Here is an 11978-nt window from a genome sequence, read left to right as displayed (position 1 = left end):
GATGCGCACCTTTCATCTTCCCCTCGTGGTGTGCCTGGGCCTGACGGGCTGCATGCTCGGCCCGAATTACCAGCGTCCGACCACGGACACCCCGGCAACCTACCGTTATGCAGACCAGGAAGCCCATGACCTGTCCAATACGCTGTGGTGGGAACAGTTCAAGGATCCGGCGCTCAATGACCTGATTCGCACGGCGCTGGCGGAAAACAAAGACATCAAGATTGCCGCCGCCCGGGTCGAGGAATTCCAGGGCCGTTACGGAGTGGTGCGCTCGCAGATGTTTCCGCAAATCGGCGCCGGCGCGCAAGGCAGTCGGTCCAGGGCGCCACGCGACAACGGTCCGGTGCCTTTGGATGCCAACGTCGATCCGATTTACAACAACTACCAGGCCACCCTCAGTGTCAGCTGGGAGCTGGATATCTGGGGTCGTTTGCGGCGCCTCAATGAATCCGCACGCGCTGACCTGCTGGCCTCTGAAGAAGGCCGGCGCACGGTCATTCTGAGCCTGGTGTCGTCGGTGGCATCCAGCTACATCCTGCTTCGCGATCTCGACCGCGAACTGGAAATCGCCCGCACCACTGCCAAGGCCCGCGGCGACTCCTACGAAATTTTCAAACTGCGCTTTGGTGCCGGCACCATTTCCGAAATGGAACTGGCGCAAAACCTCTCCGAGTTCCAGCGCACCCAGGCCTCTGTATCGCAATTCGAGTCCCAGGTTGCGCAGCAGGAAAACAACCTGGCCGTGCTGTTGGGACGCAACCCGGGCCCAATCCTGCGCGGACGTGACCTGGCCCAACTGACGCTACCGTTGGTGCCTGCCGGTTTGCCTTCGGACTTATTGGAACGACGCCCCGATCTGCGTCAGGCCGAGCTGGATCTGATTTCCGCCAATGCCCGCATCGGTGCCGCCAAGGCGCTGTATTTCCCGACGATCTCCCTGACCGGGCTACTGGGCTCAGTCAGTGATCAACTCTCGAATTTGTTCACCGGGCCGGCCGCCACTTGGTCCTATGGTGTCGCCGCGAGCATGCCAATTTTCACCGCGGGTGGCATCGCCGGTGAAGTCCAGCAAGCCGAGGCGTTCCAGCAACAAACCTTGCTGGCCTACCAAAAGACCATTCAGTCGGCTTTCAGGGATGTTGAAAACGCACTGGTGGCGGCGAGCAAATCCCGCGAGCAGATGATGTCCCAGGCCAATCAGGTCGAGGCGTTGCGCACTTACACCCGGTTTGCGCGCCTGCGCTACGACAACGGGTACACCAGCTACATAGAAGTACTGGATGCCGAACGCAGCTTGTTCGACGCCGAGTTGAATTACACCCGGACCCGGGGTTCGGTGTTCAGCGCCATGGTCGATGTTTACAAGGCCACTGGCGGAGGCTGGGTTACCGAAGCGGACAAGCTGACTGTCACTGCCAGCGAAAAGCCACCCTGATTAGCGCTAGACAGATGGGGTCACAAAAACACCAAGGTTAAGCCCTTGCCCGACGCCAAGTATCCAAGCGTCGGGCACAGGGTCAATGCGTCGAGCAGATCCAGGAGTTTCCGATGGCCGACTCAAGCAAGAAAATGAGCCTCATGGGGCTCACCACACTAGTGACGGTGAACATGATGGGCTCAGGCATCATCATGTTGCCGACAAGCATGGCGCAACTCGGGGCCGTTTCATTGTTGTCATGGATCGTCACGGCCATTGGCTCAATGTCCATCGCCTACTGCTTTTCCCAGTGCGGTATTTTCTGCCCGCGTCCAGGAGGGTTGTCTGCCTACACCGAAGAGGCACACGCCAAATCAGGGTTTTTCCTCTGCTCGTACCTGTACTTCCTTTCGCTGGCCATCGCCAACGTGGCCGTCGCCATCTCCGCGGTGGGGTACATGACATCGTTCCTGCCGTGGCTGGGAAGTGGCGCCATTCCATTGTTCATCGGAACGGTCGGCTTGCTCTGGTTGACCACCGTGGCCAACTTTGGCGGCCCCGGCATCACCGGCAAGATCGGTGCGATCACCGTGTGGGGTGTCATCATCCCGGTGGCCGGCTTGTGCATCATCGGTTGGTTCTGGTTCAAGCCTGACGTGCTGGCTGCCGCATGGAACCCGAACGAACTGCCCATCTCCGAAGCCATCAGCAAAGCGATCCCCCTGACGCTGTGGGCCTTCCTCGGCATGGAGTCGGCGGCTCAGGCTTCCGATGCCGTGGAAGATCCCAAGCGCACGGTGCCGCTGGCTTGCCTGTTCGGCACGCTCGGTGCAGCAGTGGTTTACGTGCTGTCGACATCCGTTATTCAGGGCATCATACCCAATGCCGAACTGGCCAACTCATCGGCCCCTTTCGCGCTCGTCTACGCACACATGTTCAACCCGACAGTCGGCAACATCATCATGGCGCTGGCTGTATTGGCTTGTGTCGGTTCGCTGCTGGGCTGGCAGTTCACCCTGGCGCAAACGGCCAAGATGACGGCTGACCAGGGCATGTTTCCCAAACTGTTCAGCAAGGTCAGCGCGCTGAACGCGCCCATTGTCGGCATGCTTGTCTGCGGTGTGTTGCAGACCTTGATGGCGCTGTCGACCATTTCGCCCAACGCCAGCGCTCAGTTTGCAAAACTCGTCAGCCTGGCGGCAGTGACCAACCTGATCCCCTATGTGACGGCGGCCACCGGCCTGCTGGTCATGATGTACAAAGCCAAAGTCAGCGCAGGCGTATACACCCGCAATACGGCGCTGTTACTGATTGCCGTGGCTTACTCCTTGTACGCTTTGTATGCCTGCGGCAAAGAAGCCGTGTTCGGCGGCGCCCTTGTCCTGGCGTTCGGCTACCTGCTTTACGGCTTCCTCTCCAAACGTTTTGTCGAGCCATCTGCACCGCCTCAGACTCAGGCCAACATCCCTTGACCGTCGTCTTCAGGACTGCCAGCCATCTGAATTCGGGGAACCAGGATATGAACGTTAAATTGTCCAAAGCCAACAACCTGCTGCTCGTCTGCCTGCTCACGCTGATGCCGGTATTGGCGGGTGCCGATACGCTTGAGCGCGTGCGGACGACTCAATCCTTCACCCTCGGCTACTTGCCGAACTTCCCCCCTTTTAGCGCCCAGGCAAGCGATATACCGAGCGGTTATGCGATCGATCTGTGCCTGAAGATCGCCGACAAGGTCAAGACCGAACTGGCTCTGCCTGGTTTGCAAATACGCTACCTGTCGGTCTCACCCACCGACGAGATAAATGCCGTCAGCTCGGGGAAAATCGACATTCTCTGTACACCGACCGCCCCCACTCTGGAGCGGCGCAAGAGGGTGAGCTACTCAGTACCGGTCTACACGGCTGGCCTTTCGGTAGTGGTGCGTCAGGATGCACCGCAGCCGTTGCTCAATGCGCTTGCTGGCAAGGTGGCTAACACCGGACCAACGTGGCGAGCGACGATCAACCATGGGTTGTCCAACCAGACCTATGCAGCCATTGCAGGCGGAGTCACCGAGACATGGATCCGTGAGCGGATGCGATTACTCGGGGTCGTGGCCACGCTTGTCACTGTCGAAAATACCGCGGCAGGCCTCAAGCAGGTCGCCGAAGGCAAGGCCGATGCCTTCTTCGCCGAACGCATGGTGCTGAAAAATCTTCTCGCCACGGATAAGTCTGCAAGCAATCTGGTTTTGCTCGACCGAATTTTCGAGTACGCACCGACTGCAATGGCAGTGGATCGAAACGATGAAGACTTCCGTTTGCTGGTCGATACCGCGCTAAGTGACATGTACCGTTCGGGCGAGATTGAGCAGGCATTCGACAAATACCTGGGTGGCGCCGACGACACGGCTAAAAAGCTGTTCAAGGTCTATGCATTGCCGCAATAACACACCCCGTTTTAGCGAGCGACAAGTAACGTATCCAGCAACGCCTGCAGCCCCATCGGCTTGGCAAAATAATAACCCTGAGCCTGCCCTGCCCCCATTTCGCGCAGCAAGATCAGCGTCGCTTCATCCTCGACACCTTCGGCCACCACGCTCAGGTCCAGCGATTCGGCCATCCGCACAATTGCCCGCACGATCGCCCGACTGCGGGCGCTGGTGGTCAGTTCAAGGATGAAAGACTTGTCGATCTTCAAGCCGCTGAAACGGTATTGATGCACGTAGCTCAGGGATGAAAATCCTGCACCGAAGTCATCGAGCACCACCGACATGCCATTGTCGGCCAATTGCTGCATGTTCTGCCGGGCAATAGCCGGCTCGGCCACCAGGGCACCTTCGGTCAACTCCAGGCAGATCCGCGACGGCGCGACCCGGTGCTGCGCCAACAGGGCAAGCACATCACTGGCAAAGTCCGGGCGCGTCATGCTGTAGCTGGAGCAATTCACATGCACCGGCGGCCAATTGGCGTGTTGAGGGAGTGCGAGGATTACTGCAACGCTGGTGAGCATGTACAGGTCCAGTCGACCGATCAGGCGCAACCCTTCGACGTTCGGCAAAAACTCCCCTGGTGCGATCACTCGGGCGCCCGGCTGATGCCAGCGGATCAGCGCTTCAAGGGCCAGGAGTTCACCCGTTTCAACGCTGACAATCGGCTGAAAATACGGCAGCAGTTCGTCGGTGCGTTTCAGCGCATTGCGCAAGGCCCCTTCGCGCTCCATCTGGTCCGAGACTTCTCGGCGCACTTCCTGATTGAACACCGCGTAGCTGTCGCGACCGGCACTCTTGACCCGGTACATCGCCGCATCGGCATCGCGCAGCAAGTCGGCCGGTTCGTGATGGAACTGATTGTCGGCGCTGACAATACCGATACTGCAGGATGAAAAAACCTCATGGCCATTGATAAAAAATGGCAGGTCAAACGCCACCAGGATCCGTTCGGCGATTTCGATCACCACGTCCAGCGGCGCGTCGGGAGCGAGCACCGAAAATTCATCGCCCCCCAGTCGCGCGAGCATGTCGGTGTCACGCAGGCAACTGCGCAAACGGTGGGCGGCTTGCCTCAACAACAGATCGCCAAAATGGTGGCCGAGGCTGTCGTTGACCATTTTGAAACGATCAAGGTCGATGAACATCACCGCCAGGTGCCCGCCTTCGCTGCCGAATCGCAACCAGGCCTGATTGAGGTGCTGTTGCAGGTAGGTTCGGTTCGGCAGCCCGGTCAGCGCATCGTGGGAGTTTTCGTGTTGCAGCTTGGCATTGGCGTGATCGAGTTCTCGGGTGCGGCTCTGCACCCGGGCTTCGAGCTTGAGGTTGGCGGAATGGATGGCTTCGGCGGCCGTGCGTCGCGACAACGCGGTGTCGATGTGCCGCGACACAAACGTCAGCAGTTCCTGATCACGCAGGGTATACCGCACTTGCGAGGTATAGCTTTGTACCGCCAGTACACCACGCACCACATCGCCATCGAACAAGGGAATGCCCAGCCAGGAGTAGGACCGGTAACACTCTTCGGCAATTTCGATTTCACCGTGCACATGCAATCGTTCAGCCTCGTCGGCGTCAATCAAGCAAGGTCGACGCTGACGAATAACGTACTCAGTCAGGCCCCGGCGTCCACGCCGTGCCGACGGACAAGTTGTCTGCCGCTCATCAACGTAATACGGAAAAGTCACTTCAGTGGTCGTGTCGTCGAACAGTGCGATGTAGAAGTTCTGCGCGAACAGCAGATCACCGACGATGCCATGCAATGTTTGAAACAGTTCAGCCATATCGCCAGGCTGGCTTGACAGTTCAGCAATCTGGAACAGCGCGCTCTGCAAATGTTCGGCGCGCTCACGTTCTGCCACTTCCTGCCTCAAGGCGTCGTTGAGTGCCGAAAGCTCCAGGGTGCGACGCATGACGATCCCTTCGAGATTCTCGCGGTGCAGGATCCGGTCCAGCGCCATGGCCACGTGGCGGACCACCACCAGAAACAATGCGCGGTCTTCAGCGCTGTAGGTACGGGAAACGTCGTAGACCTGCATGGCCAGCATGCCAAACACGTCATCCGAGGCATTTTTCAACGGCGCGCCCATCCAGAACTCGGGACGATCCCCCACGCAGTAGAAGCGGCCCTCGGCCTGAGCCGCGCGAATGCCGGCGGCGTCGATCAGCAACGGCTGGCCGGTGGTCAACACCTGGCCGGTCAACGACAGGTGTGAAACATCAAGGTACTCGTAGTGTTCGGCCTCCACGGCATCAACGTCGATGATGTCGACGTAATACGGATAGTCAATCTTGCCGGTGTGCGGGTCATACAGTGCGAGATAGAAGTTCTCGGCGTCGATCAGGCTGGCGAGTAGCCGGTGAACCCCCACCAGAAATACAAACCGGTCGCGGGTCGAACTCGCGAGGTAGGTAATTTCATACAGCACCCGTTGAGTAATTTGCGCTCGGGCAAGGGTATCGGTCTGTACCTGCATGCCCAGGCGCTGGGCAAATTCGGCGAGCGCCGGTTCCGCAGCATCCTTGATGGGCGCGAGCAGCCATCCCAATACACTTTCGCCTCGACCGGTCGGCCATCGGTGCAAGTGCCGGGCCTGGCAAAAGGTCTCAAATTCTTCACTCGCCACGCTGGACGGCCACTTCGCCTGCGGGTCGCCCTGCCCGACCAGGTGCATGTGTTCGCCGGCACGGTACACCACCCATGCGGTGGTGTGTGCCCAGTGGCGAGCCGAAGTCAGCAATTGTTCAACCGTTTCTTCATGGCCCTTGCAGGCTGTGCCGACAGCATCCGGCCGACTCTTCGGTAGCGTGGCGACAACGGATTGCTGCGGGGAGTCGGACAATGGACAAAAACTCATCAGCGCTCCCTGTGCCAAAACTGGCGATATCCACTTTTTAGTTGCTAGCAATACGCCAGTGTTCTTCCCGTTTAAAGCTTATGTACCTTTTTATCAATAGTTTTATTCGCTTTAGTACCCATGAAAGATTTGACGACGCACTCAGAACTTTTCGGGAATGCGTTTTAGTGGGTAATCCGGTTCGTGATAACCGCCTGGCCGCTGACGCTTGGGCAACTTCACTTTCTCGCGAGGCACCTCTTCATAAGGAATGCGGCTGAGCAAATCGGTGATGATGTTCAGGCGAGCCCGTCGTTTGTCGTTCGAGTTGGCTACCAGCCAGGGAGCATGTCCGGTATCCGTCGCCTTGAACATGTCATCACGTGCACGCGAGTAGTCATACCAGCGACTGTACGACTTCAGGTCCATTGGGGTGAGCTTCCAGATTTTGCGGCCGTCCTCAATCCGCGCTTCAAGCCGTCGGGTCTGTTCCTGCGGGCTGACTTCCAGCCAATACTTGAACAGCATGATGCCCGAGTCGACGATTGCGCGCTCGACCAAGGGGACAGCCCTCAGGAAACTGACCGCCTGCTCTTTGGTGCAAAACCCCATCACGCGCTCGACGCCCGCACGGTTGTACCAGCTGCGATCAAAGATCACCACTTCGCCAGCCGCAGGCAAATGTGGCAGGTAACGCTGCACATACATCTGGCTTTTTTCGCGATCGGTCGGGGCAGGTAACGCCACAACGCGAAAGATCCGTGGGCTCACGCGCTCGGTCAGCGCCTTGATGGTGCCGCCCTTGCCCGCCCCGTCGCGGCCCTCGAAGACAATGCAGATCTTGATGCCCTCATGCCGCACCCATTCCTGCAACTTCACTATTTCGACATGCAGTCGGCGCAGTTCACTCAGGTAGTCCTTATTGGACATCTTCGCGATGTCGACGGAATGACGTTTCTTGGTGGATTTCTTGTCCTTTGCCATGAACAACACCTCGCAGTCGATTGGCTCGCTGAGTTTAGTCCATGGTTGAAGATTTACCGGCGCCGAGGACGCCGTCGAGGATTTAAAAGACAACACAAAACAAAAGTGGGAGCGGGCTTGCTCGCGAAGAGGTCGTGTCATTCAACATCAGTGTTGAATGACACACCGCTTTCGCGAGCAAGCCCGCTCCCACGGGGATTGCATCAAGCCGCCAGTTACCTCAACAACATTTAGGCCCGGCCTTGCTCCCGTAACGCGCTTCCTGGCGTTCCCGGAAGAACACTTCGTAGCTCATCACCGGCTTGTCCGGGTGTTTGCCCTGCATGTGTTCGACGTAGGTGTCGTAGTCCGGCATGCCCACCATCAAGCGCGCGGCCTGACCGAGGTATTTACCGAGGCGACTCAGGTCATTGAACATTTGGCGCCCTCCTCCCTCACGCTTGCGGCAGCGCCTGGTATGGGGCTTCTTTATCCGTACGCTCCTTGGAGCCCCAGGCCGCAATGCCGACCTTGAGCGCAAAGAACAGGATGCTGAAGACCACCAGCAGGAACAGCGCGGTCAGCGTTGCGTTGGTGTAGGCGTTGTAGATCACGTGGTGCATCTGGTCGATGCTCTTCGCCGGGGCGAGGATCTGGCCGTTGGCCAGCGCATCGCTGTACTTCTTGGCCAGGGCCAGGAAACCGATCGCCGGGTTGGCATCGAACAGCTTGATGAAGCCTGCGGTGGTGGTGCAGATCAGCAGCCACACGGCTGGCAACATGGTCACCCAGACGTAGCGCTGACGTTTCATTTTGATCAGCACAACGGTCGCCAACATCAGCGCGATACCGGCCAGCATCTGGTTGGAGATACCAAACAGCGGCCACAAGGTGTTGATGCCGCCCAGAGGGTCGATCACGCCTTGGTACAGCAGATAACCCCACATCGCCACGCAACCAGCGGTCGCGATCAGGTTGGCGGTCCAGGATTCAGTGCGCTTCAGCGACGGTACGAACGAACCGAGCAAATCCTGCAACATGAAACGCCCGGCACGGGTGCCCGCATCGACGGCTGTCAGGATGAACAACGCTTCAAACAGGATCGCGAAGTGGTACCAGAACGCCATGGTGTTTTCACCTGGCAGAACGTGATGCAGGATCTGCGCGATACCGACCGCCAGGGTCGGCGCACCGCCAGCACGGGCCAGGATCGTGGTTTCACCGATGTCCTTGGCCACCGCTTGCAGCGCTTCCGGAGTAATTGCAAAACCCCAGCTGCTGACGGTCTGAGCAACCGAAACAGCATCAGAGCCAACCAGCGCCGCCGGGCTGTTCATGGCGAAGTACACGCCCGGTTCGATCACCGAAGCCGCGACCATCGCCATGATGGCGACAAAGGATTCCATCAGCATGCCGCCGTAACCGATGTAACGGGCATGACCTTCGCTGGCCAACAGTTTCGGCGTGGTGCCGGAGGCAATCAGTGCATGGAAACCCGAGACCGCGCCGCAGGCGATAGTGATGAACAGGAACGGGAACAACCCGCCTTTCCACACCGGGCCAGTGCCGTCGATGAACTGGGTCAGTGCCGGCATTTTCAGGTCGGGCATGGTGATCAGAATGCCGATCGCCAAGGCCACGATGGTGCCGATCTTCAGGAAAGTCGACAGGTAATCACGCGGGGCCAGAATCAGCCACACCGGCAATACCGCGGCGACAAAACCGTAGCCGATCAACATCCAGGTGATCTGAATGCCAGTAAACGTAAACGCTTTGGCCCAGACCGGATCAGCAGCAATCTGCCCACCGAGCCAGATCGAACCGAGCAGCAACAGCACACCAATGATGGAGATTTCACCAATGCGACCCGGGCGGATGTAGCGCATGTAGATGCCCATGAACATCGCGATCGGGATGGTCGCCATCACCGTGAAAATCCCCCACGGGCTCTCGGCCAAGGCTTTCACGACGATCAATGCCAGCACCGCAAGGATGATGATCATGATCAGGAAGCAGCCGAACAGCGCAATGGTCCCGGGGATGCGGCCCATTTCTTCCCGGACCATATCGCCCAGGGAACGGCCGTTGCGGCGGGTGGACATGAACAGGACCATGAAGTCCTGAACCGCACCGGCCAGCACCACGCCGGCAATCAGCCAAAGCGTACCGGGCAGATAGCCCATCTGCGCCGCCAAAACGGGACCGACCAGCGGACCTGCGCCGGCGATGGCCGCGAAGTGATGACCAAAAAGTACGTGTTTGTTGGTCGGCACGTAGTCCAGGCCATCATTGTTGATGACGGCGGGCGTGGCACGATTGGGGTCGAGTTGCATCACCTTGGTGGCGATGAACAGGCTGTAGTAGCGGTAGGCAACGAGGTAGATAGCGACTGCTGCGACTACGATCCACAGGGCGTTGATCGCTTCGCCGCGGCGCAAGGCCACGACACTTAGCGCAAACGCTCCCAGAACAGCCACGGCAAACCAGGCGAGGTGTTTAGCCATACGGGGCATAGCGTGTCTCCTGCCGACAGCCAGTGGACTGCGGCGGTAATTTTTTATAATTGTGTCCGCGGTGCGGAGCTGGCCCAATATCCCCGCATGCCGTCCACAAATAAATCCGCGTTACTACGTACATGGCGCCTACGTAGTTCTACGTAGATGCGCTGATTCCTCTGTAGGAGCGAGCCTGCTTGCGATAGCGGACTGACATTCACCATCAATGTCGTCTGACTACCGCTATCGCGAACAGGCTCGCTCCTACAAGGGTTTTGCATTTCACCTGACAGACATCCCCGCCGCAGGTTATTCCGTCCAGCACCGCTACTGGACGCGCGTATCTTTGGCATATGATGCCGGGCCATCGCCTTCCCTCGGTCCGGTCAGGAGCCAAGATGCAGCTCAAACACAAAATCGTCGCGCTCGGGATTCTGCCGCTGGTGTTGGCGATCGCGGTGATCTGCGCGCTGGTGATTTCCCTCAATCGCCAACTCGGCGATCAACAGGCGCAGCTGATTGAAGACAGCATTCTGGCGAGCAAACGCGCCGAGCTTAAAAACTACGTGGAAATGGCCCAGAGCCTGATCGCGCCGCTCTACGACGACGGCCACGGTGACGAGCACGCCCAGCAACAGGTGCTGGAAGAACTGCGCAAGCTCAGCTTTGGCATCAACGGCTACTTCTTCGTCTACGACCGTGAGGGTCGCAGCCTGATGCACGCGCGCCAGTCGGAACTGGTGGGCAAATACCTGTGGGACATGAAAGATCCCCAAGGTTTGCCGGTGATTCAGGCACTGCTCAAAAGTGCGCAATCCGGCGAAGGTTTTCAGCGCTACGCCTGGAACAAGCCTTCCTCCGGTCAGGTCACCGACAAACTCGCGTATGTAGTGATGCTGGACCGTTGGGGCTGGATGCTCGGTACCGGCATCTACCTTGAAGACGTTGAGCGCGCCACCCAGCAGGCGCGTGACGAAGTGGCCCACGGCATCCGCAAGACCATGCTGGCGATTGCCGCGGTGGCCCTCGTGGCCGTGCTGTTTGTCTTCGCCAGCGGCATGACGCTCAACGTCAGCGAGCATCGCCTGGCGGACAAAAAGCTCCAGCGCCTGACCCAGCGGATCGTCAGCCTCCAGGAGGAAGAGCGCTCACGGGTTTCCCGGGAGCTGCACGACGGCATCAGCCAGGTGCTCGTCTCCATAAAATTCCAGTTCGAACTGGCCAGCCTGCTGCTGGAGAATGGCCAGGCCAACGACAAGGGTTTGAATACGCTGAAAGATGCCACGGAACGCCTTGGCGACGCGATTGGCGAGGTTCGCAGCCTCTCTCACGATCTGCGCTCGTCATTGCTCGACACGCTGGGCCTGCCGGCGGCGATCGGGCAGCTCGCCGCCGAATTCGAGCAGCGCAGCGGTCTCACCGTGACTTACGACGATAATGAATTTGACTGTGACCTGGTCGACGGCGCGGCGGTTTCGCTGTTCCGGATTGTGCAGGAAGGCCTGACCAACATTGAACGCCACGCACAGGCCAAAAACGTTTCGATTACCCTGCATGGGTCACAAGAATCCGTGCGGTTGACGGTGGTCGACGACGGTGTCGGTTTTAATGTCGCCCAGGTCGAACGTCGCCACGCGGGCATCGGTCTGCGTAATATCCGTGAGCGTGTCGAACATTTTGGCGGGCGGTTCGACCTGATATCGATGCCTGGAAGAAGTGAGCTGGACGTGCTGCTGCCGATGAAAATGCCCGGTGCGAAACGCTGACCCACCCCCTTACAACAAGAGTGAATATCTGCG

8 protein-coding genes are annotated in these 11978 nt (G+C 58.8%); 4 read left to right on the top strand and 4 right to left on the bottom strand.

What is annotated here, in order from left to right; translation table 11 throughout:
- Position 1: 1 nt before the first annotated feature.
- The 3 genes from RHP74_RS14130 to RHP74_RS14120 all read left to right on the top strand — a co-directional run bounded on the left by RHP74_RS14130 (position 2) and on the right by RHP74_RS14120 (position 3845).
- Complete coding sequence (locus tag RHP74_RS14130) at positions 2-1435, top strand: efflux transporter outer membrane subunit (RefSeq protein WP_311100040.1); 1434 nt, start codon at positions 2-4, stop codon at positions 1433-1435.
- Positions 1436-1548: 113 nt separating this feature from the next.
- Positions 1549-2889 (top strand): putrescine-ornithine antiporter, encoded by a 1341-nt coding sequence (gene potE, locus RHP74_RS14125; protein WP_083376790.1) that lies wholly within the window; start codon positions 1549-1551, stop codon positions 2887-2889.
- Positions 2890-2936: 47 nt separating this feature from the next.
- Positions 2937-3845 carry an amino acid ABC transporter substrate-binding protein gene (locus RHP74_RS14120; protein WP_083376791.1) on the top strand — a complete coding sequence of 303 codons (909 nt, stop codon included), beginning with the start codon at positions 2937-2939 and terminating at the stop codon, positions 3843-3845.
- An 11-nt stretch (positions 3846-3856) separates the two neighbouring features.
- Here RHP74_RS14120 and RHP74_RS14115 read toward each other — a convergent pair whose 3' ends face one another.
- From RHP74_RS14115 to RHP74_RS14100, 4 genes are all read right to left on the bottom strand, one after another.
- A complete protein-coding gene (locus RHP74_RS14115) occupies positions 3857-6742 on the bottom strand; it encodes an EAL domain-containing protein (protein ID WP_311100036.1) in 2886 nt (961 codons plus the stop codon).
- A 141-nt stretch (positions 6743-6883) separates the two neighbouring features.
- The gene (gene ppk2, locus RHP74_RS14110; RefSeq protein ID WP_010460112.1) at positions 6884-7705 is read right to left on the bottom strand and encodes a polyphosphate kinase 2; all 822 of its coding nucleotides are present in this window, start codon (positions 7703-7705) and stop codon (positions 6884-6886) included.
- Positions 7706-7925: 220 nt separating this feature from the next.
- Positions 7926-8123 carry a YbdD/YjiX family protein gene (locus RHP74_RS14105; RefSeq protein ID WP_010460111.1) on the bottom strand — a complete coding sequence of 66 codons (198 nt, stop codon included), beginning with the start codon at positions 8121-8123 and terminating at the stop codon, positions 7926-7928.
- Between the two features lie 16 nt (positions 8124-8139).
- Positions 8140-10197 carry a carbon starvation CstA family protein gene (locus RHP74_RS14100; RefSeq protein WP_010460108.1) on the bottom strand — a complete coding sequence of 686 codons (2058 nt, stop codon included), beginning with the start codon at positions 10195-10197 and terminating at the stop codon, positions 8140-8142.
- A gap of 380 nt (positions 10198-10577) precedes the next feature.
- Between RHP74_RS14100 and RHP74_RS14095 the strand changes: the two genes are divergently transcribed.
- Positions 10578-11945 carry a cache domain-containing protein gene (locus RHP74_RS14095; RefSeq protein WP_077748407.1) on the top strand — a complete coding sequence of 456 codons (1368 nt, stop codon included), beginning with the start codon at positions 10578-10580 and terminating at the stop codon, positions 11943-11945.
- Positions 11946-11978 lie beyond the last annotated feature (33 nt).

Origin of the sequence: Pseudomonas sp. SG20052 (assembly GCF_031766055.1) — a bacterium.
In the GTDB taxonomy this organism is placed as follows: domain Bacteria; phylum Pseudomonadota; class Gammaproteobacteria; order Pseudomonadales; family Pseudomonadaceae; genus Aquipseudomonas; species Aquipseudomonas mandelii.
Note: the sequence above shows the minus strand (reverse complement) of the source record. Positions and strands in the feature narration are given on the sequence as shown.

Coding starts and splice junctions, on each gene's coding strand:
- RHP74_RS14115 (WP_311100036.1), bottom strand. CDS start 6,742: ATGAGTTTTTGTCCATTGTCCGACTCCCCGCAGCAATCCGTTGTCGCC.
- ppk2 (WP_010460112.1), bottom strand. CDS start 7,705: ATGGCAAAGGACAAGAAATCCACCAAGAAACGTCATTCCGTCGACATC.
- RHP74_RS14100 (WP_010460108.1), bottom strand. CDS start 10,197: ATGCCCCGTATGGCTAAACACCTCGCCTGGTTTGCCGTGGCTGTTCTG.
- RHP74_RS14130 (WP_311100040.1), top strand. CDS start 2: ATGCGCACCTTTCATCTTCCCCTCGTGGTGTGCCTGGGCCTGACGGGC.
- RHP74_RS14095 (WP_077748407.1), top strand. CDS start 10,578: ATGCAGCTCAAACACAAAATCGTCGCGCTCGGGATTCTGCCGCTGGTG.
- potE (WP_083376790.1), top strand. CDS start 1,549: ATGGCCGACTCAAGCAAGAAAATGAGCCTCATGGGGCTCACCACACTA.
- RHP74_RS14120 (WP_083376791.1), top strand. CDS start 2,937: ATGAACGTTAAATTGTCCAAAGCCAACAACCTGCTGCTCGTCTGCCTG.
- RHP74_RS14105 (WP_010460111.1), bottom strand. CDS start 8,123: ATGTTCAATGACCTGAGTCGCCTCGGTAAATACCTCGGTCAGGCCGCG.